Here is a 26,730-nt window from a genome sequence, read left to right as displayed (position 1 = left end):
ACTAGGTGCTGAAGTACTTGGCTGCCGGGTGGTAACATATAATGGCACTGGTGGACTGTTCTGGGTATATTTGCTCAGACTCATCCATGTACATGCCAATCCGCTTACACCCCAGCAATTCCAATTGTACATACTGGTCTTGTATGTTAGGACAGGCCGGATAACCGAAACTATAACGAGCTCCTTGGTATCTTTGCTGTAGTACATCACGAATATTGTCAGGGTCGAGGTGTCCGAAACCCAATTCCCTACGGATTAAGGCATGACACCATTCTGCCAGGGCCTCTGCCGTTTGGACTGCCAGGCCATGGTAGTATAGATAGTCGGTATATTGACTATCTTGGAACAGTTTTTGGGCGTAGGTAGTAGCAATTTCTCCTACTGTTACTGCCTGCATGGGGATGACGTCGATGATGTTGCTATCCCTGCTGGCAAAAAAGTCAGCGATGCACAGTCTTTTACCAGACTTTTGACGAGGGAATTCAAAGGTAGCGACTACTTCTCTTTTTTCTGGGTTTTCTGGGTTGTAGATGTACAGGGTGTTGCCCTCTGATTGACAGGGGAAATAACCATAAACCACGGTTGGGTGTAGTAATTTTTCCCTCTTAATTTTCTCTTTCCATTGTTCTAAAATAGGGTGTACTTTCCCCTTTAAAAAAACGTCATATTCCTCTCTCGACTGACCTTTTTGTCTGCGGAATTGCCATTGACCTACAAACAGTGCCTGTAGATCCAAATACCAGAATATTTCATCGAGGTTTAGCTCATCTTGCTGGAGAATTTTTGTGCCCCAGAAAGGTGGTATTGGCCTAGGTACATTTGCTTCTACAAACTCACTTCTTCTGGTATCTTTTTCTACTCCGATACCGGCTGATTTTTTCTCTTGGCCCTTCTCAGATGTAGCCTCATTTTCCTCCAAATTCACTCCCTGGAATATTTTATTTTCCCCGGCGAATTCACCTAAAAACCCTTGAATGTCATCCCATTTATTTTGTTGTTTAGCTGCCATTAGTTTATCCATGAAGTGTAAATCGGCGAAAGCGTCCTTGCCATAAACCACCTTGCCCTTGTAGGTTTGACGACAGTCTTCATAAACAAATTTGGGAGTTAAAGCTGCCCCGCCAAGGATAACCGGGACAGTGATTCCCTCCTGATTAAATACTTCTAGATTCTCCTTCATGAAGGCAGTGGATTTTACTAACAAGCCACTCATAGCGATGCAGTCTGCCTTGTGTTTTCGGTATGCTTGGACAATATTTTCAACGGGTTGTTTAATTCCCAAATTAATAACCTTGTAGCCATTATTAGAAAGAATAATATCTACCAAGTTTTTGCCAATATCATGTACATCTCCTTTAACAGTAGCGATAATAAAAGTGCCCTTGGTAACGCCATTGGTTTCCGTTTTATCCATGTAAGGTTCAAGAAATGCCACAGCTGCTTTCATAGTTTGGGCAGACTGTAAAACAAAAGGTAATTGCATTTTGCCACTGCCAAACAAATCCCCCACAACCTTCATGCCTTCTAGGAGGAAAATGTTGATAATATCGAGGGCAGAATACTTTTCCAAGGCGGCCCTTAGGGTATCTTCTAATCCAATCTTTTCCCCTTCAATGATATGTCGTTTTAATCTCTCTTCTATGGGCAAATCAGCCACATTAGTTTTATTAGTTTTAGTAGTTTTACCCTCAAATAGGGTAGTTAATTTAGCAAGAGGATCATAAACACATACATCGCCATCAAATTGTCTTCGATCATAAATCAAATCAAGACAGACCTGGATGACCTCTTCATCAATCTTAGCCAGAGGCAAAATCTTACTGGGGGAGACGATGGCACCATCTAAACCTGCGGCGATAGCCTCGTGGAGGAAAACAGAATTTAAAACCTGACGCGCGGCTGGGTTTAAACCAAAAGAAACATTGGAAATCCCCAACATGAAGTGACAGTGGGGAAAATCCGCCTTAATCATTCTAATGGCTTCTATAGTAGCCTTGGCATTGCCCCTATCTTCCTCAATACCAGTGGAGACAGGCAAAACTAGGGTATCAAAGAAGATTTCATGGGGTGGAATGCCAAAATTGGTGGCGTCACCATAGGCGCGTTTGGCAATTTGATATTTTTTCTCAGCTGTGCGGGCCATGCCTTCCTCGTCAATAGTGCCAATCACCACGCCGGCGCCGTATTTTTTAGCCAACTGTAATACCTTGAAAAACCTTTCCTCCCCGTCTTCATAGTTGGTAGAGTTGAGAATACATTTACCTCCTGCCACCTTCAAACCAGCTTCCATTTTTTGCCAGTCGGTGGAATCTAACATGAGGGGAAGATTTACATTATTTACCAGACGGGAGACTAACTGACGCATATCTGAGACGCCGTCTCTCCCCACATAATCCACGTTAACATCTATAACATGGGCGCCTTCCCTTGCCTGGGTTTTGGCCAGGGAGACTAAACCATCCCAGTCGGAGGCATCAAGCAACTCACGACATTTTTTCGAGCCACTAGCATTAAGTCTTTCCCCTACAATGAGAAAAGAGTTTTCCTGTTTATAGGGTACACTGGTGTAAATGGAGGCGGCGGCTGGTTCATATCCTTGTGTTATTGTGACGTTACCAGTTAGACTATTTCTGACGGTGCGGGGTTTTGGGGTAAGGTTACTAGCAATTTCCACCAGGGCTTTGATATGATCGGGACGGGTGCCACAACAGCCGCCTATAATTTGCACACCCAAGTCTTCTACGAAATGCATCAAGTGCATTCGTAGTTCCATTGGAGTAAGCCTGTAGTGAGCCCTCCCCCCAATATTTTCCGGCAGTCCTGCGTTTGGAATACAAGAAATTACAAAGGGAGAATGTTCACTGAGGAATTTAATGTGGGGCTTCATCAAGTCTGGGCCGGTGGCGCAGTTTAGGCCTAGAATATCAATGGGGAAAGGCTCGAGGATGGTAAGGGCGGCACTGATATCTGTGCCTATTAGCATGGTGCCGGTGGTTTCCATGGTAACAGAAACCATTATGGGGAGGCGTTCTCCCTTTTCAGCAAAAACTTCTTCTATGGCGTTAAGTCCGGCTTTTATTTGTAGTACATCCTGACAGGTTTCCAACAGCAGTAAATCTACGCCTCCGTCATACAAGCCTCTGATTTGGGGGAGATATGCTTGTTTAAGGGTATCAAAGTCCACATGTCCGAGGGTGGGCAGTTTAGTGCCGGGGCCGATACTACCTGCTACGAAACGGGGTTTTTCTGGGGTAGAATACTCCTGGGCTAGTCTTTTTGCCAGTTCAGCGGCCCGTTTGTTGATATAATAGGCCTGGTCTGCTAGGTTGTATTCTGCTAGGACTAGGGTTGAGCCTCCAAAGGTGTTAGTTTCGATTACATCCGCACCTGCTTCTAAAAAGTCGCGGTGTACTTTTTCTACTGCTTCTGGTTTGCTACATACCAGGTATTCATTGCATCCCTCGTATTCTGCGCCACCGAAGTCTGCTGCTGTTAAATTTTGGGCTTGTAGATTAGTGCCCATTGCCCCATCAAATACTATCACAGGGCGTTGCGGACTGTGTAGTCTTTCCAGGAATTTACTTTTCATTTATTACCCCTTATTGGCGGTTTTTTTGTCTCATTTTAAACCCTAGATATTATCTTATCAAGGACTATAGCTTACACAGGGGTTTAACCATCTATTAATTTCCCTATAAAGGGTATCAAAATCTCTAGCCACATTTTCCTTTACCCATTGTCCAACCACCCCCACTTGGTTTAAAAATTCATCGGTGACGCCCTTATTTAAATCTGGGCCTAGGGGGGTTAAGTGGTTGCCAGGCAATTTTAAGGTGGAAATCATTTCGGGGTGTTTTTGTTCCAAAATTTTTTGCAAATCTTCTGTTTGGTCTATTGTGTCATTCTTGAATTTTATCAACAGATTGCGTCTTACTTTGTAATTATTTTTAATAATTTCTTGGGTCTGTGTAGGGGAGGGAATGAACTCCAAATCGGGCTCTTGGGGGAAGGAGGGCAAGGGGAGGAAATCCGGGATGGGGAGGGGATTTCTGAGATTTTGAAGAGAATATATTAGGGGTGATAATTGTTTAATGTTATCCTGAAGATTGTCGATAATATTTTCAGCGAAGGGTATGGCTTTTTTGAAGGGGAAATTATTAAAAGAAATGAGGATATTGCCAGCCCTCTCTACTTCTAATAGACTGCCTATTAACAGGTGTAGTTTACAGCCCATACTGTGACCAATTCCATAAATTGGTAAGCCAGTTAAATCAATTCTCTCCTGGTATTCTAGGCGGAATAAAACATGTTCAAAACGGTTTTGAACACTGAGGGCAATGGCCTTATGGTTGAGAGTATTAAGGAAAGGAGTAGCAACAATGATAAAACCATCAGAAGCCAATTTTTCTAACAACCAGCGGTAAGTGATTTGGGGTGCGGTTGCCACAAAGGCGCCACCGAGGAAGTGAATAACACCGACGGGGTAGGGAGGAATTAACACCCAGCTACCACACAATTCCTGCCATTGCATATCCATAGGGGTTATTAGGATTCAATTCAGATACCCATTCTAGCATTGGGAAAAAAAGTGCCTTTTTGAAAAACCCTATGTAGAGTAAACTAGAATTGCCAAGAATAAGAGAGGGGAAAGAAAAGACGCCAATGACTTCAGAATTACTGATCAAGGATGCCCTGATGATACTGCCCTCAGAGGAGAGAAAGGGGGATTTACTGGTAAGAGAGGGGAAAATAGCAGCCATTGGCACTGATTTGGTTTCGGACTGTGGTAGGATTATAGATGCTAGGGGTTTAGTGCTAATGCCGGGTGTAATTGATCCTCAAGTACATTTTAGAGAACCCGGACTAGAACATAAAGAGGACTTGTTTACGGCTACTTGTGCTTGTGCGAAGGGTGGAGTTACATCCTTTCTGGAGATGCCTAATACTATTCCCCCCACTACTACCCAGGAGGCTTTGAATGACAAGTTGGAAAGGGCAAAAAAGAAGTGTTTAGTCAATTACGGCTTTTTCATAGGCGCCACACCGGAGAATTTAGAGGATTTACGCACTGCTAATCCTGTCTGTGGGATAAAGGTGTTTATGGGCTCAGGCCATGGTATTCTATTAGTAAGCAAGGAGGAGGATTTAGAGAGGATTTTTGCCACCAATAACCGACTAATTGCGGTACATGCGGAAAATCAAGAGAGGATAATCCAAAGAAGGAAACTGTTTGCCGGCAACACCAATCCTGCTATCCATTCCCAAATCCAAGATGAGGAAACCGCCCTCTCGGCCACCAAACTGGCTGTTAAACTGGCAAATAAATACCAACGGCGTTTACATATTCTCCATCTTAGTACGGGTATAGAGGCGGAGTATCTGCGCACCCACAAAACTTCTTTTATTACGACTGAAGTTACACCGCAACACCTCCTTCTAAACACAACAGACTACGAGAGACTGGGCACATTAGCACAGATGAATCCGCCGTTGCGTTCGCCGGAAAACAATGAAATGTTATGGAGGGCGTTGAAAGACGGTGTAATTGACTGTATAGCGACGGATCATGCGCCCCACACTCTGCAGGAGAAGGCAAAACCCTATCCGGAAAGTCCATCAGGAATGCCGGGGGTGGAAACAAGTCTACCACTGATGTTGACTCAGGCCAAACAGGGACGTTGTAGCCTTGCCGAGGTAGTAAAATGGATGTGTACCAATCCCGCCAAAATCTACAAAATCCCCCACAAAGGGGAATTAAAAGTGGGTTATGATGCCGATTTAGTTTTGGTGGATTGGGAAAACTGGCGTCCTGTCTTACGGGAGAATCTGGCCACCAAGTGTGGTTGGAGTCCCTTTGAAGGATGGAATCTTACCGGATGGCCAGTTTATACCATCGTCAATGGGGAGGTAGTGTTAGACAATGGCAGAGTCAACACCCAGGTAAGGGGCAAACCACTCACTTTTGAGGCTTGAGGTTATTCCTCCTCACCACTGACTTCTACTTCTGTTTCCTCTTCTGTTTCTTCCTCCTTTTGTTGAGATTTGCTGGCACTTTGGGCGGAAAGCCTATTAATTAGACTTATCACCCTATCTCCCTTTTCCAGAGACGGGTCGTAAATAAACTGTATCTCTGGAGTATGACGGAGACGGATACGTTGTCCCAATTCCCGTCTGACGAAGGGAGTACAGGCTTTAAGGCCTTCCATAGTTTCGGCTTTAGCTTCCTCTGTGCCATAGATGCTGACAAACACCTTAGCATGTTGCAAATCCCTTGACATTTCCACATCTACCACACTTACCATCCCTGCGCCCACTCTATCATCTTTAATGCCGTTGATAAGCATTTGACTAATTTCTCGGCGGATTAGGGATGATACCCTCTCCACACGACGACTGCTAGCCATAATTTTATCCTTCCTCCTTTTATGCCGATAATTTTCTTATCAAAGGGGATTTATTCCTGTTTTGTTATTAGACTGTTATTAAAAGATGGGCAGTCCTAACATAGCCCTTATAGTGAAATAGAAGAAGGCCACAATTCCCAAGATTATGAAAATTAAAATAGTGGCGGTTAGGGGGTTATTAAAAAGGGGTTTAAGTTGCTGTCCCAGAAAGAAAAAAATGCCCAAAATGAGACTAAGTAAATAGCGAGGATAACGGGCAACATTGTCCCAAAAGTCGTCCATAAAAAATCACCCCCGAGTAGAAACTGTCCCCATAATTGTAACCCCCTGCAAAAAGTTTAGCAACTCGTCGGCGGGTATGGAAGTTAGTCTTTGAATTTAATAGGACAGGGCAAATCGGGCACGTCTATCAGGTCAATTAATCCCAACTGGATATAGGGTAACATAGAACGAGTCATTTTGGTGAGGTCTTGATTTAGTTGCAAACTTAAATCCCTAAGGGTATTTTTGCCATTGAACAGTTTGAGCATCATTTGAAAGGTTTTAGGGGCTACCCGTTCTTGTAATTTATCTGCTAGTCTAATAACAGGACACTGATTAGGACAACGATCTGCCAGTTTAGCATTTTGCCAATTTTGCCAAAGTTGCCAGGCTTCTGCTATAACCTGTTCTGGATCTAAAAACACCAACTGGGTGGAGAGGGGTTGGGTGGCATCCAACTGGAAGACTACTTCCATTCTCTGGGTAATGTCAAATAGGATTTCCACCACACTTGCACGGATAATAGAATTTAACTGTTGTCTGGTAACCTCTTCTTTTTTCAGCCAGTAACAGAGTAACTCATATTCCCAGAATTGACGGAAACCGGGTTGGTTGATGACTTCCTCATCTAGGGTGGGGATTTGAGTGATTAAGACTGGTGCGAAGCGGGAGACACTTCTTATCCACCTTCTAACTGTGTGTTTCCCACCTGTTGCAAAGATAATTCTGCCCATGTAGAAATAAAAGGTCCACTTTTCCCCCTTGGCAGACTGGAAAGTCAACTCGCCAGTAAATTGGGGTTGCTTAAGACTCTGAAACAGGGTAGACTGTCTGTTGCCGATAAATTCTTTAATAGGGATTTTTGGAGCCTTAGCCTTGCCTTGTTGGTTGGAGTCGGTCATTATCATTACAGGATTTCAATGGTATATTTTATAATTGCTTACAATAATACCAGGGCAGATGACGCTATCATATCATAAATATAAGAGTAGGTTGGACCTCCATTTTACCCCCTTGCTTAATGTTAAACAATTTGGACCAGAAAATAAATAGCTATAAAAAAAAATGAGGCAGGATTTGCATAACCATGTGAAAAACACTTTGCGTCATTGGCGGGAGAAAATAAACTGTGACAATTACCGACAATGGAGTCGAAAAAGCAAAGTCCCCGAGTTACAATTTTACCGTTTGGAGAATGGTTTGTTGGAACAGACACCACTAGGGGTGATAAGAAAAATTGCCGAATCTGTGGGGTTGCCTTTGGATGTAGCCATTCGCCAGTTAACCCAACCTCAAGAGGAGGAAAAGCCATCCCAGTCAGAGGCGAGACAGCAATTCCAAGAGGAGACTCTTAGTATTTTGGAATCTCTGTTGTTACAACTTCCCACCTTTGTAGATGCCATTAGACGTCATCCAGACTTGCCAGCCTCGCGACTGTTGCCCTTTTTACAACCATTGTATCAGCTGTTAAAGACATGGGGGATAGAGCCCATTGGACAAGTGGGAGAGATTGTAAGGTATAATCCCCAAGAGCACGAATTGATGGAAGACACACCCCCATCCGCCGGAGACATTAAATGGGTTAGGATCCGTTACGTGGGATACCGTCAGGGGGCCCGCCTTTTGTATCGCGCCAGGGTAAGTCCAGTAGAATCTACACCTCATCCCACTCACTTACCATCATAGCCGGGTCTATAAGGGTAATATCAAAGGGATCATCTGGTGGTAGGGAGGGGAATATATCTCTTTGACAGTGTTGGTATATCATATACACCTGAGGGCCAAAAACCACCTTATCGCCGTGTTTGAGGGGGTGACTGACCACTTTCCTGCCGTTGACGATAATGCCATTGGCGCTAAAATGAGTTTTCCCATCCCCATCACAAATCTCGTAGTACAAATACCCTTCTTCGTCGAACTTGCGGGAGAGGGTGGCATGATAACGAGACACAAAGGGGGAGTGAATACGTATGTCACATTGTTGTGCCCTTCCTATACTATAACGGCTTTTTCTAAGGAGAAGTTCCCGTCTGCCCTTATCATCTTCTACGATGAGGATATGGGCTTTATGGGGTTGGGCGGAGGGGTAGTCTGTCATTTCTCGGCTTTCGTTGACCATATCTACAGGGAGTGAATGGGACAGTCTCATGGTTTTTTCCCTTCTGTTTGGCTCTTGGGGATACTGCTTTTTCATTATGCCATCTGTTCTTTATTTTATCTTTAAAGAAACACTTAAGTATAATCCTGTGAAAGGGAAGATGACTTTTGTAACAATAGAAGGGAATTGGCAACCACAAAAAGGGAACTAAAGGCCATCAGGGCAGCGGCAGTGCTAGGGTTAAGCCACCAGTGTTGCCAGGGGAAGAAGACGCCTGTGGCCAGGGGGAGGGCAGTGGCATTATAACTTAGAGCCCAAAACAGATTTTGTTTAATTTTGTTAAAGGTGGCCTTACTAAGACGGAATAAGGAGAGTAAGTCCGGGAGGTGTCCATGAAGCAATACCACATCAGCGGCTTGGATTGCCACTTGGGTTTTATCCCCCATAGCAATGGCTACAAAAGCCTGAGCCATGGCAGGGGCGTCGTTAATCCCATCCCCTACCATGGCGACATATGGCCACTTGGTCAATAGCTTTCCCTTCTCCAAAGCTGTAAGCCCTCCGTAGTATTCTGTTATTTGGAGTTGTTGAGCAATAGTTTCAACTACCGTCGGGTGATCGCCACTGAGAACAGCCAGGGAGAAGCCCATTTGCTTTAGCTGTGCCACCGTTTCTTGGGCATGGGGTTTTATCGGGTCAGCCAGGGCCATCATGGCCATTATAGCATCGTCTCGTGCCAAATATAAAACGGTTTTCCCCTCTTGTTGGAGGGAGTCTGCCAGATGGGTTAGCTGGGGTGGCAGGGTTAGGTGGTTTTTTCGTAGCCACGCTGCGTTACCAAGATAGTAGGGGCAGTTGGCCAAGTAGCCCTTTACCCCAAAACCGGTTTCCTCTGTAGACTGTTGGATGGGCAACAGGGGTAAATCTAGTTGTTTTGCTCTTCTGACGATAGCCCAAGCGAAGGGGTGATTGCTGTTAATCTCTAAACTGGCGGCTATCTGGAGGATTTGTTTTTCTTCAAGCCCCTCGTGAAAGCTGATAATATTGGTTACTTCCGGTTTGCCCTGGGTGAGGGTGCCAGTCTTGTCAAATACTACTTTTGTAACCCGCTGTAGTTTTTCCAGGACATCCCCCCCTTTAATCAGTATACCTATACTAGCCCCAAGGGTGGTACCTACCAGGATAGCAATGGGGGTAGCTAGTCCCAAGGCACAAGGGCATGCCACAACCAAAACGCTAATAGCCAGTTTCAGGCTAAAGGAGGCTTTACTGGCAGCTGGTGGTAGCCAAAAGCGGGTGCCCCAAAAATACCAAAAACAGAAGGTCAAAAGCGACAACAGAAAGATACCATAGACAAAATAACCTGCCACCCAGTCTGCCCATTTTTCCACTGGTGCCTTTCGGGTTTGTGCCTCCTGGACAACACGAACGATTTGTCCTACAATGGTATCACCGCCCACATGGATTGTTTCCACGGTGACGGGGTTTCCCAGATTAAGACTTCCCGCGGCAACAGTATCCCCTTGTTTCTTTGCCACTGGGATAGACTCCCCTGTCAGGTGAGACTCGTCTACTACTGTTTCCCCTACCACCACCACGCCGTCTACAGGAAACTTCTCTCCCTTTAAAACCCTAACCCACTCCCCTGATTTCACCTGACAAGCCGGTATCATCACTCCTTCATCCTCTTGTCTTCCCCTTGCCACCACACGGGCGATGGTTGGCGTTAGGAAAAGGAGAGTTTCCATAGACTCCATAGCCTTATTTCTGGCCTTTCCCTCCAATACCCTCCCCAAAAACACGAAACCCAGTAACATGACAGGCTCGTCAAAAAAACACTCCCATCCCCACTGTGGGAAAGCCAAAGCCAGACAGCTGGTAACATAAGCACTAATGGTTCCTAGTGCTATCAGGGTATTCATATTAGCCCGTCTATGCCACAACCCCGTAAAGCCGTCTAGTATTATTTCCCTTCCAGGGAAGAGGATGGCTAGAGTAGCTAAAACCCAGTGAGAGGGAAAATGGGAGGCATGGGGGTTTAAATGGCCTATAGAGGATAAAAACAGGAGTAAGAAGGCAAAAATCAGCTCTATGTGCCATTTTCTCCTTTCTTCTTCCCTTTTTTGCCGCCAGAATTCCGTTTGCTCCTTCTCCCAATCCTTCCCCTTCCTCACCCGGGAGGGAAACCCCAAGGCTGTTAGCCTCTCCGCCAAGACTTCCGGTTTTACCTCTTCTGGTTTGTATTGTACTGTAGCGATAGAAGTAATCAGATTGACTTGGGCAGAAACTACCCCCTTCTGTCTGGTAAGTTGTCTTTCTACTGCCCTCACACAAGCACTACACCTCATCCCCTCTATGTCTAATACTGCCCTTTGTGTATCCTGGTGGGAGTAGGTGTCAGTATTAAAACGGTGAGAAAGCATAGTATTCAGATTACTCCTCGTTTTGGTTTAGAGGCGTTTCGTATCGAGAAGCCTGGGAAGAGAGAAGACGACTGACTTGTTCAAAAACAGTGGGAGTGTTAGAATGACCCAAAGCCTTCCTTTCAGGGTAAAATCGAGGACAGTTGAGATAACGCTCAATGGCCTCCTCTACCCGTTGAATAATTAGGGGTTGCAATTCCTGTTTGGCCTTTTGGCGTTGGAAAGATGCTCCTTCTTCTGTGGTAGCATAGAGGGGGGGGAGTCGATTGAGGGCATAGGCGGCAATGTCTCCCACATCCAAATCAACATCGCTTGTAGTTTCGATTTCCGCCACCCTATTGATTACCTCAGTCACTACCAACTCCTCCATCACATTGATAAACCGTTTTTTGGGAGAGGCAGTAATCTCCCCCGCCAACAAGGCGCCCATGAGTCTATCCAACGCCCTATACTCTGCTGCCGTTAACTCCTCGGAAGCCTCACATATCCTGCTAATCTCCGCTTCCATAGTAGGAGTCAAATACCCAGTTTTGATGGCCTGTTCAACAATTTCCTCCAGATTCATTAAATCTCTTCTCTTTGTAGGTATTCTCCACTATTCACTATTGTAGGAGATAATCGGAACTTAAGATAACAAACAACAGTCAACGGTATGGTGGTTTAGGATACCCATGAGCAGTTGGAAAAAAGGGAAAACCCTCAATAACGGCCAATTCGTCATCGAGTCTATTCTTAGGGGGGGTGTTGGTGTTTTCTATCGCGCCCGAGAAACTAGCCGTAACAAATTAGTGACAATTGTAGCTACGGAAATAGCGGACCTAATGGGTGCGGAAAAAGGGGATTTGACAAAAAAACTGATTCAACAGGCACGGCAAGTGGCAAATAATTGTCAGAATCCCTACATAGTCAAACTTTATCCTCAGGTGTTTGTAGAAGAGGATATTGTCTACATGGTGATGGAATACCCTCAGGGGGTTGACTTGGCTACCTATCTCGACAACCAAGGGAAATTCTCCCCCTCCGAGGCTTTGATATTAACCAGGAAAATAGCCACCGCCCTAAACCTCCTCCATCAGAATCGCTGTCTTCACCTAAATATCAAACCTCAGAATATCATCTTGGAACAAGAAACAAAAGAACCTATTATCATAGACTATGGTTGGGCAATTAAGTTGTTTGTCTTTGCCCAGAGGAGAAAAACCTACCAAGGCCTAGATTGTTTCTCCCCCCCCGAAAGATGGCAAGAAAATGGCAAATTGGGAGTCTACAGTGACGTTTACTCTTTAGCCGCCACCTTATACGTATTGGTTACCGCCCAACTGCCCACTTCCGCCAATTTACGTAACCTTCAGCCTCTCATACCTCCCAAGCATTATAATCCCAATCTCAGTGACATCTTTAACGATGCTATCCTTAAAGGGATGGCAATGGACGTAAAACAACGCCCTCACTGTCTCAGAGACTGGTTAGAATTATTCAAAGATTCCCCGGAAATGATGGCTGCATCCCCAACAGTGGATTTGCCTTCAACTCCCACCTTGACACAAGAAGAAGAAGAGATAACAGAAAAAAACGAGGAAACAGTAGTACAACCGGCAGACTTAACTGCACCCCTGCCTACCCTCACCAGACCTAGATATAACTATCCTAACATCGAAAAATTCACCTTTGAGACCATTAGCCTGTCCCTCAAGAAAACTTTTTTGGGTTTAGTTTCCAAGGTGGAGAAAAAATTAACTACCCGTGAGGCACAATTCTTTGTAGAATACCTGGGAGAGGGGGTCAACCTGGAAATGATATTTATTCCCGGTGGCAAATTCCTAATGGGCTCCAACAACGATGAAGAGGGTAGGGACAATGACGAGGGACCACAACATCTAGTCTCCCTAGGTCCCTTCTATATTAGCAAATATCCCATCACTCAGCTACAATGGAGGGTGGTATCCCGTTTCCCCAAGATTGTTCGTCCTCTTAAACCTAAACCAGCTGCTTTTAAGGGAGATAACCTGCCTGTGGAAAGAGTCTCCTGGTTTGACGCCCAAGAATTCTGTAAACGCCTAAGCAAATATACTGGTAGGAATTACCGTCTCCCTACCGAGGCAGAATGGGAGTATGCCTGTCGCGGCAATACCCAAACCCGCTACTCCTTCGGCGATGTCATCACCCCCGAAGTAGCCAATTACAATCCGCAAAAACAAGGCGGTAAAAATACTAGTCTCAGAGAAAGAAAAACCACCCCCGTAGACAACTTCTATCCCAATCCCTTCGGTTTATATGACTGTCATGGCAATGTTTGGGAATGGTGTGAGGATCATTATACTAGCAGTTATACCTCTACCCCCAGAGATGGTTCTCCCCACTATTCTACCATGAGTAACCAAAATAGAGTTGTGAGGGGAGGCTCTTTTGCGCTACCTGCTAGATACTGTCGTAGTGCTAAACGCAATAGTTATCCCCCCGAAGCCTGTTACAATTTCATCGGCTTTAGGGTAGTTTGTGTTTTAGAATAGTTATTTGTGCTTAGAATAGTTAGTGACTAGGGAGACTAAAATTTTCTCTTCCTGAGGGGTAAGGAATCGCCACTGTCCTGGTTTTAATCCCTCGAGGGTAAAATGGAGGGTGGGGGTAACCCCGATTCTCACCCTTACCAGACGTAGGGTGGGGTATCCCACGGCAGCTGTCATCCTCCTGACTTGTCTATTTCTGCCTTCGGTGAGGGTTATTTCCAGCCACGCGGTGGGAATGCTTTTACGATAGCGGATGGGGGGATTTCTAGGGGGTAACTCTGGTTCTGATTCTAGCACACGTACTATAGCTTTTCTTGTTTTTCTCCCCTGGATTATTACCCCCCTTTCCAGTTGTTTTAGGGCTTCTTCATTAGGTATATTTTCCACTTGTACCCAGTAAGTGCGTGGGTGGGCAAAACTCGGATTACAAAGACGATATTGTACTCTGCCATCGTCGGTTAATAGCAACAACCCCTCACTATCCAAATCCAGTCTCCCCACCGGATACACATCAGGTATTGGGATATAGTCTTTTAGGGTTTGTCTTTCCTCTTTCTTTGGGCTATTATCTGTAAACTGACACAAGACGTTATAGGGTTTGTAAAACAAAATGTAGGTGTGTTTCACTTTATTTTGTTTACCAGACTCTCTCTTACAAGCTTGTCTACTTACAGTCTCAATTCTGTACAATGTTAATTCTGATTGTCTAATCTTTCCCCTTCCTCCTGGAGGCGATTGTAACATATATCATGCAATATTTCAAGTTTCTAAATGCCCTTAGTCTCCAGACATTGTTTAGCTTTTTAATTTTATTCCTTGCCAGTGTAATCCGTCATTTATTATTCCATTCTGCCGCCTATGACTTAGGGATTTTCGACAATGCAGTCTATCTGATTTCCCGGGGAAAAAATCCCTATATCACCTTTAGGGGATTGCATATATTAGGGGATCATGCTGCCTTTATTCTCTATCCAATTGCTACATTATACTCCCTTTATCCGTCAGTATATTGGCTATTTTTTATCCAATCACTCTCCTTATCGTTAGCAGTTTTGCCTCTGATAAAAATTTGTTCTCTTTTCGGAATTAATGGGGAAAAATCGAGGACAATATGCCTAGTTTATTGGCTATATCCGGTAATATTCAACGTGAATATTTTCGACTTCCACCCGGAGACAATAGCCACGCCATTGTTTTTTATAGCTACTTTAGCCAGTAATGCCTTTGGAAATAGTTATTCACTTCGAAGAAGATGGTATTGGTTTGTAGCCAGTATTATTCTCATACTAGGATGCAAGGCAGTATTGTCTTTAAATGTAGCGGCGATGGGACTATGGCTGTTGCTATTTAGACGCAGAAAAATAGAGGGTTTAGTGGCAACATCTATGGGAGTTTTATGGTTTATAATCTCCTCTCAAATAGTCATACCTAAATTCAGTGGCGAGGAAGCCGCAGCAGTCGGGAGGTATTCTTATTTAGGTAATAGTGTTATAGAGATTATAGTTAATGTTTTCACCAAACCAAAAACAGTTTTATCCCACCTTCTTACTCTGCCTAACCTTGAATATCTGACCCTTTTATTTATTCCTGTTATACCCATAATAGCCTGGCAAGAAATAGATAATTTGCTTCCGGCAATTCCCACTATCGTTATCAACCTGCTGGCTGATTATCTTCCGCAAAAAAACCTGGTATACCAATATTCTATTCCTATAGTTCCCTTTTTGATTATAACAGCTGTCGCCAGTTTAGGTAGACAAAAAACCCTGTTATCAAAAGACATAAAAATAAGAATCTGGGCCTTGATAATGTTTCTGGCTTTGACAAGATGGACAGCATTCTTGCCCATCACACCGACATCCTATTGGAGAGATGTTCACCAATGGCAGGCTACTAGGAAAGCTATAGAATTAATTGATAACAAAGAGGTGGTATTTACCAACCATAGATACGCGCCTCATCTCACTCATCGTGAGACGGTTTACCTGGCTGACGAGACTATAGACTATCAGCAGGTTGTTAAAAGCAAATACATTCTCCTTAATGCTAAAAACCCCGGCTATCCCACCTCCCAAGAGGAGATGAAAAGGCTAATTAATTTTCTGCTTACCAACAATGACTTTATACTAGTATACCAACGGGATGATATATTCCTGTTTACTCGTAAAAACTAGTAAGTGGATAATAACAAACTTCTCCGCTTTTGGTTTAATTACCTATGTACAAATGCTCCCAGTTGGTATCTCAGAATTTAGCTTAACTTCGGTCAACCCTACTGACTAAGAAGAATTATAAGGGAGTTTTTGAACAAAAACGAGGCGGCTGGGGAATCGAATTGTCGTTATCCAGGTTTTAATTACTAAAACCAACAAAGGTAAAGCCAATGGGGAATATAAATTTGATAAGACGTTGAGGGGAGATGCCGGCGACGCTGCCATTAATCACCTGAGGAATTTACCAGCAAGAGAATTATCTAGGTTGGAAAAAGTTGCCACACAAAACAACCGCCAAACGACGACGTAGCTGACAAATCAATTGAATGAATATCAGCCACGTCTTAGTAAAAGTCGGATTATGAAACAAACACAATTAAGTTTTAATTACTAAAAGGAAAACAACGATAGAGTTGATAAGGGATGCCAATACGGTAATGATGTTGGGAATCGATAACACACATACCAGAACCAGAGAAAGATAAATTTGAAGGAAAATCTTGGCGACGCAACCCGGGCGCAATTATCCATAAATTGGAAAATTTACTGGCAAAGGAGTTGTCTAGGTTGGAAAGGAATTGCCACACAGGATTGTAGCCGTTTTTAGTATCAACAAATAGCCAGTAGGTTGGTAGATAATGGCGTTGCTTATATAATTCCAAAGCAAATTCCAAACCCAGGGCAATTTCCTGATATTTGCTGTACCCAGAGACAACTATTAAAGGCTTTTCTGCCTCTAAATTCAAATTTCGGGCCACCAATTCCGGCTTGTAAGGTTTTTCAAATACCAACCCATAAACCACACACAAACTACTCAACAATCCCACTAATAAAACAGTAGAATATGAGAGTTTTATTTTCTCTTTTCGTTTGTTTTGCCCTAGAGGGTGGGTAAAACAGGCAGCCATGAGAAGACAAATGGCAGGGTGGTAGACAAAATGATAGCGAATAGCAGAAGTTATATCCTTGCCGAGTAGATATATGATTAGCAAAAATTGAAGCAGATTCAAGAGAATAAAACTACAAACAATAATAGTAGATTCTCGTTGAAGACAATCGCCACTGTACAATGATTGAAATAATCCCCGCCAGACATATTTGCCTACGAGAAAAGCAAATGTAAACATCAACAAAGCGGAGGGAATAGTAAGCCAGAGACAGGGGGTTTCTACAGGCAATGCTATTACCATCAAAATCCAACCTATCATAATTTGGTATAAGGGAATGATATAATTTAAAAAGCTAGGTTCAAAAGGTTTAAACCATTCAGTCTCAGGACGACCAGAATGTTGTAACAAAATCGATAGCCAGGGAGAGAATAAGATTAATGGCAGCAGACAGACATAAAAACTTCGACTCCAGAGTAAGAAAGATTTAAATTTTTCTCCCCGCCATAAGAGCCAAAACTGTCGGCAAAATAGGGCGCCAATTTGCGAGAAATATACTAGAATGAAAAAATAATGGGTGTATAAACCAAGGGTGGTAAAAATGACCCAGGGTAGCCAGTTTTTCGCCCGAATTTTTCCCCAACAGGTATAATTCCTTTGCATTGATATTAGCTCAGTCAGGGAGAGAATAATTAGTAGCATGGGAAGGGTGTAATGACGCGCCTCTTGAGATAAATAAACGGCAAAAGGAGAGACTGCCATAAATGCTGATGCTATTAAGCCAGTGGTAGGAGAAAATGCCACCCTTCCCAGAAAATACATGGCGACAGTAGCCGCCACCCCAAAGGCAGCTGGTAAAAAACGCGCCTGCCATACTATTTCCTCCAGAGACGCATTTGGCTTTATCCACCCCAACCAACCATGTAACAGACAAAAAAATAACGGCGGATGAGTGGATTCCCTAGATACTGTTTCTGCAATTTGAGCACAACTTTGGGGGTTAAATGTAAAAATATTCGGCAGAAAATCTATGGGGAATATTTGCGGCATCGGCCTATTATCAAAACTGTGCCCTAAACTAAATATAACTGTTAGAATTTCATCCACCCAGAGGGGTTTTGCAGCTAATTCTGTTAACCTAAGCAGTAGGCTTAAAATCACAATTAACCCCAGGAGTAATAGGTGTTGTCTTGGCCTACTCATATAATTTTGCTTCTGGGAAAACTCGACAAGGAAACAAGAATCAGTTTATCTCATTTTCTCTCATAAAACAGCAGAAACAAAAATAAACCCAGCATTCTTGACCTGGTTATTATCAGAAAAAGCCTTGTAGATAAAAGTTTAAATTTCTGTTATAATTAATAACGGTCTAAACTAGGAAGACAAAGAAAGATTTTTAGTGAGAAAATGAAACAATTTTTGGGCTCAGAAACCACATCCACCTATGAAAAGGCAGATGTAGTCATTTTACCAATTCCCTACGAAGCCACCACCACCTATAGAAAAGGATGTGAGAATGGGCCAGAGGCTATCCTAACCGCTTCAGATCAGTTAGAATGTTATGACGAGGAGTTGGGCATCGAAACCTGTTTCCAAACCCCTATCTACACCCACGAATACATAGCCGACACGCGGGTTAACCCCCAACTCACCCCCGAGGAGATGCTAGATATCACCACTGCCACCGTCAAAAAACTCATTCAAGACGGCAAATGGGTTATCGCCCTAGGAGGAGAACACGCAATAACTACGGGAGTAGTGAGAGCTTATCGGGAAAGGATTTCTGAAACATTTACTGTAGTACAGATAGACGCCCACGGGGATATGAGGCATGAATATGAAAATTCAATACACAATCATGCCTGTGTGATGAGAAGAGTGTTAGAATTGGGACTACCCACACTACCGGTGGGGATTAGGGCCATTTGCAAAGAGGAGGCGGAGTTAATCAAAGCCAAGAATATACCGGTAATTTGGGCCAGAGAGATACATTCTAACCCCCACTGGATGGCAGAGGCAATAAGTAGAATAACCACTAAGAAGATTTTTATCAGCATAGACTTAGACGGCATTGACCCTAGTATAATACCAGGAGTTGGCACACCTGAGCCAGGGGGTTTAGACTGGTATCAGACGTTGGCGTTTTTACGTCTGTTATGTCGTCATTTTGAGGTGATTGGCTGTGATATTATGGAATTGGCTCCTATAAGGGATTCTGTTGTTTCCGAATTCACTGCCGCCAAACTAGTCTACAAACTAATCGGCTATTGGCATGTAGGCAAACAAAGATAAACTATCCCCCAAACAACTTTTGGTTGCCTCTTCCCAGCCTAGGAGAAAGTCACCTTGTGACGCTTCCGGCTATCCCTCCCTAACCCCCTTCTATTACCCTCCCGGTTACCTCTTTCTTCCAAGGGAGTCATTCTGTCACATTTTGTCACATTGCCTTTCCGGCTATTGCCTTCTCTCCCATAGGGTGGGTGTTTATATCCCCGGCTACCCATTTCCATCTCATTTCTGGTTATTCCCCCTTGCTTCACAACAGTCGCCTCATTTTCCAGGCTATCCATTTCTCCTCCAAAAATTCCCATTCCAAAAAAGTCGCCTTGTTGTTTTTCTTGCTATCCTCTTGCCTCATAGTTACTGTTATATATTTCTAGTTATTCTCCTCTTTCTTCTACCCCCAGAATCATTTTGTCACACTGACGGCTATTTTCCCATCTATCCCACTCTGGCCTAATCTTGTTATCTTTCTGGTTATTGCTTTCCATTTTACACTTCTGGTTGTTCCCTTGTGAGAGAAAATCATCTTATTTCCCTTCCGGCTAACTCCACCCTGGAAGTAACCAGGTTACATTTCCAGCTATTCCCTTTTACCCCAAGAGGGTTACTCCATCACATTTGGCTACTTCTTGTCACTCTAAGGGGGAATAACTTTGTCACATTTTTGACTGCCTCTTTCCACCCCATAAAAGTTGTTTTGTTGTATTCTCAGCTATTCCTCCCTTCATTCAGAAGACTAAACACATAAAACCAACACACTGGCTATTTATTCTAGTAGCTTAACAACACAACTTGTCTGGAAATACCCACTGACGACTGACAACGGGAAAGCCAGTCTAAAACTCCGCAATAATAACTTCCTGTAAATCTTAGTTTCTGCTACTCACTCCTCATATTCATAGCATTTTGCCCCATAAGAATCACATTGCCATAAAATTAGATTCTTCTTAGTCAACATGAGTCTCAAAAGCCTCTCTGCTAAAAAATGAGTGAAAATATATTCCTGAAAAGGCTCCTTTATTTGAAAGGTTTTAAATTTTGCATACGGAAGAAATAATATGAATTTGCCCTTGGCAATTTATGCTAACATTAAAATAATTCTATTTTTAGTAACATATTAACAATAATCAGAATCCAAAGTAAATATATTTCACGAGGTTTATTGTACAAAGTAATAATAACGTTGCCCAAAAACAAATTTAAAAATTAAAGGTAAATGTTACAGCCAAAAAAAAGCTTCCCCAATTTAAACGGATTTTGGGAGAGAGGCAATTATTTTCTACCCCATTGCGACGCCTTTTAGATTGCTAGCGGCCTAATTGGGAAATAGGTTATGGGTACATTTGTAGAGGAAGACAAAGGAATTATCGTAGTTAATAACTATTTAATCTTAGGGATTTGAAAATGCCAACAGCCCGTGGATTCAAAGTGGGATTTTTATATACCTAGCATAGAGAAACCCGGGTAAAAACAAAACATTTGGCCGAATGAAGGCATTGTCATTGACGCTTATTGGGATTTCCCCCGTGGTGGGTAAAAGTGTTTTTGAGAAAATAATCCTTCAAGACATGGCATTGCGTATTAATCCCCGAGGATTCTACAAAGGCATTGTCTATCACTAACCATGTTTTATTAGCTACCTCAAATCTCCCACATCCCACACCCCCATTAGTTGAGAAAAATACAAGGGAGTGATAGAATGTAATGGCGCCCTGTCAGTAAAAAATACTCTGATGGCTTCCATGTGATAGTGGAAACAAGAAGTCTGACTTCTGATTAATTAATTAATGGCAGTAGCCAATGACAACAAAACTGACGCCTATTCCTGGAGACAGCGGCATCACAATCAATGCTACTAGTATGTTAATGGCTGATGGCAAGAGTGACAAGACATCTGGCAACCACCACATTGTTTGGATAACCCACTTGGGTGGCTGATAGGAATTATTCTGACAACTAATACTGGCAACTAACATATAACCAAGACTAGTAAGCCAGTTAAAAAAGCTAGTGGCATTCCAGTAGCCGACATTTTCTTGCCTGGCAACCTGTAGTGGTTTCTAACAGCAAAGACAAACCGGGGAGAAATAGACTATCATCACCAACTGCCAACGACACCAACAACTAAATGTGGGTGTTGACGGTGACAATCATTCTGACAGTTAATACAAGTGACTGACAATAATGATAGTCAGTTTAACCGCCAATACTGGCAGCTTAATGGAAACCACAATCCCAACACAATACTATCATAATCAAGGGCAGTAGCTTATAGAAAAAACCACATCCTCGGCGACATACAGTGATGTGAAATCAGTGATGACTAGAGTAACAAGCAGATGCGAAGTCACTACAAGTCAGTCGGTAAAAACAAATTCAGTCTGACCACTGCCTTCCCCTACTCTGGAGACTAATACTAGCCAAAAATACACAAAGCATTAATTCGGAAACCGACACCAACTAAGCAATGATGGAAAAACTGACAACAGACGCAAGCCTATACTAGAGACTGTCACAAAAAACACTGGCGGCTGATGTCTGCCACAGAGACTCCGATAAATTCTAGTGTATGAAGATAGAAACAGTAACTCTGATGACTAAACTAGTGGCAGTGGCTAATAATACAAACAACCATCCCATCAACCGGATTTGTCTAGTACTTGATAACGGTAACAATTATTATGACTAACCACTGGCAACAGTGACAATCAGTTAGCTAGCCAATACCATCAATTCAAGCTATTGAGAAAGCCAAAAAGTGGAGTGGGTGACAAAAAAATCAGTCTGAAAACCTCCCCTATTGGGTAAAAACCACTATTGAGAAGGGTGGATAATAATAGCTAAGGGAAAATGACAGTGGCAGTCAAATACAGTTAGTCTTCACCTAACCAGTAGCCTATAAAATCAAAAGCAACCCGCCGACAATAACTAGAAAGAAGGCAGTAGCGGTGACAACAATTCCTAAAGCTAACAATACCAACTGACAACGGTGACAATAAGTATGACAACCAATACCATTAGAAACCACTTTCTTACTGGTTAGGCAACACTAAGACACCAGTGTCATAATAAACCCCAGTTGCCGATGACAGCCACAACTATCTCGAAGCTATGGGTTAGGGATTTACTAGCCGTGGCGGTGACTTATGAGGGGATAGGGTGTGGGGGATAGGATGTGGGAGGTGGGGTATGGTTATGTAGTGGGGAATTATGATTATAAGCCCCTACTGGGGTCAAGATTGGTAGTATAATTTTCAACAATCCCCAAAAATAGAATTAAAAATAACGTAGGCAGGTGCGAATGATTATAATTCTATCCGAGTAGCCGTTCAACTCCACCCCCTGCCAAGGGGAAACTGTTATCATTAGCTTACCATTGGGATTAGCCACTCTCCCTAGCCTTATTCCCCCCGCCATGTGCGGGTTTATAATTATAAACTCCCACACCCAATCCCAACCGCAGGAGAATAATTATCATTCGTCTGTAATCGGGAAGGGTACATCGTCTTATATCCCAACCCCCCGTATGGGCTTATAATAAACGCCTACATTCCCCAATGTCAACTGCGGAGGATAATATCAAAATGCTGGCCAAGAGTTTGACGGATTTTATCATGAATTGGCTCCACATCACTGTCTTTTAGTGTACCATCGGGAGAGCGATAAGTAAGAGTAAAGGCTAAACTCCTTTTCCCTTCTTCCACATTCTCCCCTTTATACTCGTCAAACAACCTTACATCAGCTAATAACCTGCCACCGGCTTTTCGCATCACCGAGACTATTTCTGCCACGGGTATCTCTGTGGAGATGAAAAAGGCTATATCTCTTTCTACTGCCGGATAGGTGGAATAGGGTTTAAAGACAGGCGTTTGTATGTGTTTTTGTTCTAAAAAGCCGACTATGGGTTCCAATTGTAACTCAAATACGTAAACACTGTCGGGTAAGTCTTTTTGTTGCCGCAAACGGGGATGGAGTTGCCCAAATACACCAATTCTATTCCCATTTAACCATAAACTGGCAGTGCGTCCCGGATGAAGACGACAGTCATCAGATTCTGCCTGGTAGGTGATTGGCAACTTCAGAGAGTCGAAGAAACTGTCAAGGATTCCCTTAGCCTCATACCACGTCATGGGTTGAGGTTTACCACTTCTTACCCAAATGCCTTCGGTATACAAGTCACCCCCAAATATCCCCCCCAAGGCGTCGGCTTCTCGTTTCTCCCCATTTTCTAACCAGAAGATTCTACCTATTTCAAAACCATTTAAACAACCATTACCCTGACTGAGATTATATTCAAAGGCGTCTATCAAACCGTCAATCAGATTACTCCTTAAACCAGAATATTCTACAAACAGGGGATTGGCAATTTTAATCCCCGCTACCTTGGCGTTTACTAGGGAGTAATGCATCAACTCGGTTAACCCTAACCCTCTCAAAGAAGCCCTAATTTGCCTTTGTATCTGATAATTGAGGGGAAGATAGCCTACAGTAGCCTGGGTGGGGAGAGTGTCATGGAAATTGTCATAACCATAAAGTCTAGCTACCTCCTCAATCAAGTCTATCTCCCTCTCTAAGTCTCTATAACGGTAAGGGGGGATTCTTACCTGCCATACCAAAGGAGACTCTTTTTTTACCTCCAGTTGACAACCTAAGTCTTCTAGAATTCTAACCACATCTTCGGGGGGAATGTCTATGAGGCTATCCCCTTTTCTCACCTTCCCTAATACCTGATGCAGACGCTGGAGTCTTAATTCAATAACAGGGGTAGAATAAGAGCGATTGTCGGCTATAATCTGACTGGTAACCTTGCCACCTGCCAGTTGGTTGATAAGGGAAATTGCCCTATTTAAAGCCTTCTCCAACTCTACCTGGTTTACTCCCCTCTCGTAACGAGTAGAAGATTCCGTGCGAATTCCCTGAATTTTTGCACTACGACGAACTACAACTGGTTCAAAAAGGGCAGCCTCTAGTAAGATATTCTGAGTATTCTCGTCAACTTCGCTATCTTCGCCACCCATGACGCCGGCTAAGGCTACTGGCTGATTGTTGATAGTAATAAGCAAATTTTGAGGGGTTAATTTTCTTTCTTGACTGTCTAGAGTTGTCAGAGTCTCCCCCTCTTTGGCAAAACGCACACCCACTGTTAGACTGTCACTTTTGGCGATGGTATGTAGCTTATCTTTGTCAAAGGCATGTAAGGGTTGCCCCCATTCTAGGAGAATATAATTAGTGGCATCAACCACATTATTTATGGGGCGTATTCCTGCCGCTTGCAAACGTCTTTGTAGCCAGTCAGGAGAAGGCGCGATTTTAACTTTCTCGATGATTGTGGCAATATATGCCGGACAGGCGGAAGTATCCTCAACCCTTATGGCAACCTTGTCAGAGTAAATGGGGTTGATTGTCTCCTCAATGTGTGGCAGGGTGAGTTTTCCCCCCGTCAAGGCAGCCACCTCCCTGGCTACCCCCACTACACTTAAAGCATCCGCGCGATTGGCAGTGGCAGTTACCTCTAGGATAACATCGTCTAAACCCAAAATGGGGCGAATATCTTCCCCCACCCTATAATCCCCCTCCAGGATATGTATTCCCTCACTCTCCTTTTCTAAACCTAACTCTGCCAATGAACAAATCATACCATTGCTTTCAACCCCCCTCAACTTAGTGGGTTTAATTTTTAAATCTACCTTAGGCAAATAACTCCCCGGCTTGGCAACGGCAACAAGTATATTCTCTCTTACATTAGACGCACCACAAACAATTTGATAAACGGACTTTTCCCCAATGTCTACCCTACACACACTTAGTTTATCAGCATTAGGGTGTTTTTTACACTCCAATACCTTCCCCACCACCACCCCATCAGCCCAGGTGCGTCTATCCTCAATGTCTTCCACCTCAAACCCGGCAATGGTTAAAGTCTTGGCTAATTCCTCTGCCGACAGTTTTACCTCCACAAATTCTCTCAGCCAGTTTAGAGAAATACGCATTGTTTCACCAGAATTCTAGATTACGCCACTAATCCCTATTATTAAGCCAATACCTCCCTCCAGTAAAGTCACAATAGCCACATTCCCCCATCCCCTCTCCTCCAAAGTCATCCTAGCAACACCCGTCTACTAAACTTCCCAGGCAAGTCATACTAGTAATACTCCACTAGACTTTTCCGCCAATCAAGTGACGCCCACAATACTCATCTAGTCTACCGAATTAAGTGCCTTCTCGGCGCCCCTCTCTGGGGGTAGGATAAAGGGGATAGGGGATAGGGTTTAGGGTAAAGTATTTAAAAGTCATACCAACAATACCTCCCTGACACTTCGGGGAATTCAGACTGGCAATCCTCGTCTGCCTATCCCCTAGTAAAATCACCCCGACAATGCTTACCTACTAGACACCCTCCCTTTAAAGTCATACTAACAACAATTGTTTACCAAAAATAACCCCCAGTGAGATTAGACTATCCCCTCAGTGAAGTCATGGCAACAAAAGTTGTCTGCTACATATACATCTCTTCCAGTCTAGTCACAATGATAATTCCCCGCAATTCCCCTTTTACAATACTTGTCTTCTTATCAGCAATGCCTGTCTATTGGTTATCCCTTTACCTGTCTACTAGACATACCCTCCAGTAAAACCCTTCTATCATACCATCGCGGGGGCAAAGCCCACAACAGTAGCCGGCTAGACATTCTCCCAGTCTAGTCATGCTAACAACACAGTAATTTTCTGCTAGACACTCCCTTCTGCTTCTGACTTACAACGGTTTGCTATTAAATTTCCCCCACTGAAATCAGCCTCACAATCCCCGTATGCTAGACACCCTCTTCAGTTGTCTGGCAGACATTCCCTACCGGCAAATCCCCTTTAGTCAAGTCATGCCAATAATACTTTTCTGTTGAATAAACGCAGATAAAATCACCCCAACAATATCTTTTCAAAAGGTGTCACCCTTGGTAAAATTAGGCCGTCCTATGGGCGTTGGACTAACAATACTTGTCTACTACATATCCCCTAGCCAAGTCACCTTTCCAACACCCGTCTACTCACTGAATACCCTCAGTAGAGTAGTCCCAATAAGGAATCTCCCCTAGTAGAATGATAATAATAATACTTGTCTACTGGAAAATTTCTTAAGCTTCTGGCTAACAACAGCCGTCTACTCCGCTTGTTTTCTAGTAAATTTACTCCTTCAACAAAAGTATACTATATACCTTAAAATCACCCCGACAATGCTTGTATACTAGACATTCTCTCCAACGAAGTGATGCCGGCAACAGTTGTATGCTAATACCCCCTTGGGTAAATTAAGGCTAACGCTTATCTGCTACATCTTTTGGCGAGGTGACACAAACATCAGTGGGGATAACAGGAGACATTTATACCCTTGTCTAGGGATAAGACAACAATTCCATCTAGTAACCATACCCTTGTCTAGGGATAAGACAACAATTCCATCTAGCAACTATACCCTTGTCTGGGGATGAGACAATAATTCCATCTAGCAACTATACTCTTGTCTAGAGATAAGACAATAATTTCATCTGGCAACTATACTCTTGTCTAGAGATAAGACAATAATTCCATCTGGTAACCATACCCTTGTCTAGGGATAAGAAAACAATTCCATCTGGTAACTATAGGAGGTATTTATACT

The 26,730-nt window shown here is 43.3% G+C and carries 18 protein-coding genes; 5 read left to right on the top strand and 13 right to left on the bottom strand.

Annotated features, from left to right (window positions below):
* Nucleotide 1: 1 nt before the first annotated feature.
* Both metH and IGQ44_10390 read right to left on the bottom strand, forming a co-directional pair.
* A complete protein-coding gene (metH, locus tag IGQ44_10395) occupies nt 2-3,589 on the bottom strand; it encodes a methionine synthase (GenBank protein ID HIK38381.1) in 3,588 nt (1,195 codons plus the stop codon).
* Nucleotides 3,590-3,646: 57 nt separating this feature from the next.
* Nucleotides 3,647-4,531 carry a DUF1350 family protein gene (locus tag IGQ44_10390; protein HIK38380.1) on the bottom strand — a complete coding sequence of 295 codons (885 nt, stop codon included), beginning with the start codon at nt 4,529-4,531 and terminating at the stop codon, nt 3,647-3,649.
* Between the two features lie 131 nt (nt 4,532-4,662).
* On the opposite strand from IGQ44_10390, the gene IGQ44_10385 reads away from it, so the two are divergent.
* Nucleotides 4,663-5,973 carry a dihydroorotase gene (locus IGQ44_10385; protein HIK38379.1) on the top strand — a complete coding sequence of 437 codons (1,311 nt, stop codon included), beginning with the start codon at nt 4,663-4,665 and terminating at the stop codon, nt 5,971-5,973.
* A 2-nt stretch (nt 5,974-5,975) separates the two neighbouring features.
* Here IGQ44_10385 and rbfA read toward each other — a convergent pair whose 3' ends face one another.
* From rbfA to IGQ44_10370, 3 genes are all read right to left on the bottom strand, one after another.
* Complete coding sequence (gene rbfA / locus IGQ44_10380) at nt 5,976-6,404, bottom strand: 30S ribosome-binding factor RbfA (GenBank protein HIK38378.1); 429 nt, start codon at nt 6,402-6,404, stop codon at nt 5,976-5,978.
* Between the two features lie 78 nt (nt 6,405-6,482).
* Nucleotides 6,483-6,686 carry a DUF751 family protein gene (locus IGQ44_10375; GenBank protein ID HIK38377.1) on the bottom strand — a complete coding sequence of 68 codons (204 nt, stop codon included), beginning with the start codon at nt 6,684-6,686 and terminating at the stop codon, nt 6,483-6,485.
* A gap of 83 nt (nt 6,687-6,769) precedes the next feature.
* Nucleotides 6,770-7,567 carry a DUF4388 domain-containing protein gene (locus IGQ44_10370; protein HIK38376.1) on the bottom strand — a complete coding sequence of 266 codons (798 nt, stop codon included), beginning with the start codon at nt 7,565-7,567 and terminating at the stop codon, nt 6,770-6,772.
* 187 nt (nt 7,568-7,754) lie between these two features.
* Between IGQ44_10370 and IGQ44_10365 the strand changes: the two genes are divergently transcribed.
* Nucleotides 7,755-8,351, top strand: a complete 597-nt coding sequence (locus tag IGQ44_10365; protein ID HIK38375.1) for an XRE family transcriptional regulator — start codon at nt 7,755-7,757, stop codon at nt 8,349-8,351.
* Here IGQ44_10365 and IGQ44_10360 read toward each other — a convergent pair.
* From IGQ44_10360 to IGQ44_10350, 3 genes are all read right to left on the bottom strand, one after another.
* Entirely contained in the window at nt 8,320-8,763 is a 444-nt protein-coding gene (locus IGQ44_10360; protein ID HIK38374.1) for an FHA domain-containing protein, read from the bottom strand. The genes IGQ44_10365 and IGQ44_10360 overlap by 32 nt on opposite strands.
* Nucleotides 8,764-8,897: 134 nt before the next feature.
* Nucleotides 8,898-11,186, bottom strand: a complete 2,289-nt coding sequence (locus IGQ44_10355) for a cation-translocating P-type ATPase (GenBank protein ID HIK38373.1) — start codon at nt 11,184-11,186, stop codon at nt 8,898-8,900.
* 10 nt (nt 11,187-11,196) lie between these two features.
* A complete protein-coding gene (locus tag IGQ44_10350; GenBank protein ID HIK38372.1) occupies nt 11,197-11,751 on the bottom strand; it encodes a late competence development ComFB family protein in 555 nt (184 codons plus the stop codon).
* 106 nt (nt 11,752-11,857) lie between these two features.
* Here IGQ44_10350 and IGQ44_10345 point away from each other — a divergent pair, with 106 nt between their 5' ends.
* Nucleotides 11,858-13,696 carry an SUMF1/EgtB/PvdO family nonheme iron enzyme gene (locus tag IGQ44_10345; GenBank protein HIK38371.1) on the top strand — a complete coding sequence of 613 codons (1,839 nt, stop codon included), beginning with the start codon at nt 11,858-11,860 and terminating at the stop codon, nt 13,694-13,696.
* Here IGQ44_10345 and IGQ44_10340 read toward each other — a convergent pair whose 3' ends face one another.
* Nucleotides 13,697-14,320: a pseudouridine synthase gene (locus tag IGQ44_10340; protein HIK38370.1), complete on the bottom strand. Its 624-nt coding sequence runs from the start codon at nt 14,318-14,320 to the stop codon at nt 13,697-13,699.
* A gap of 122 nt (nt 14,321-14,442) precedes the next feature.
* Here IGQ44_10340 and IGQ44_10335 point away from each other — a divergent pair, with 122 nt between their 5' ends.
* Complete coding sequence (locus tag IGQ44_10335) at nt 14,443-15,867, top strand: DUF2079 domain-containing protein (protein ID HIK38369.1); 1,425 nt, start codon at nt 14,443-14,445, stop codon at nt 15,865-15,867.
* Between the two features lie 422 nt (nt 15,868-16,289).
* On the opposite strand, the gene IGQ44_10330 is transcribed toward IGQ44_10335, so the two are convergent.
* Nucleotides 16,290-17,996 (bottom strand): glycosyltransferase family 39 protein, encoded by a 1,707-nt coding sequence (locus IGQ44_10330; GenBank protein HIK38368.1) that lies wholly within the window; start codon nt 17,994-17,996, stop codon nt 16,290-16,292.
* A 204-nt stretch (nt 17,997-18,200) separates the two neighbouring features.
* Here IGQ44_10330 and speB point away from each other — a divergent pair, with 204 nt between their 5' ends.
* Nucleotides 18,201-19,085, top strand: coding sequence for an agmatinase (speB, locus tag IGQ44_10325; GenBank protein HIK38367.1), 885 nt, complete (start codon nt 18,201-18,203; stop codon nt 19,083-19,085).
* Between the two features lie 38 nt (nt 19,086-19,123).
* Here the strand turns inward: speB and IGQ44_10320 are convergent, their stop codons facing one another.
* The 3 genes from IGQ44_10320 to IGQ44_10310 all read right to left on the bottom strand — a co-directional run bounded on the left by IGQ44_10320 (nt 19,124) and on the right by IGQ44_10310 (nt 25,066).
* Nucleotides 19,124-19,363, bottom strand: a complete 240-nt coding sequence (locus tag IGQ44_10320) for a hypothetical protein (protein ID HIK38366.1) — start codon at nt 19,361-19,363, stop codon at nt 19,124-19,126.
* 1,497 nt (nt 19,364-20,860) lie between these two features.
* Nucleotides 20,861-21,052, bottom strand: coding sequence for a hypothetical protein (locus IGQ44_10315; GenBank protein ID HIK38365.1), 192 nt, complete (start codon nt 21,050-21,052; stop codon nt 20,861-20,863).
* Nucleotides 21,053-22,636: 1,584 nt separating this feature from the next.
* Complete coding sequence (locus IGQ44_10310; protein HIK38364.1) at nt 22,637-25,066, bottom strand: phenylalanine--tRNA ligase subunit beta; 2,430 nt, start codon at nt 25,064-25,066, stop codon at nt 22,637-22,639.
* Nucleotides 25,067-26,730 lie beyond the last annotated feature (1,664 nt).

Source organism: Geminocystis sp. M7585_C2015_104 (assembly GCA_015295805.1).
Taxonomy (GTDB): domain Bacteria; phylum Cyanobacteriota; class Cyanobacteriia; order Cyanobacteriales; family Cyanobacteriaceae; genus DVEF01.
The sequence above is the reverse complement of the archived record's forward strand: the minus strand, read 5'-3'. Positions and strand labels throughout refer to the sequence as shown.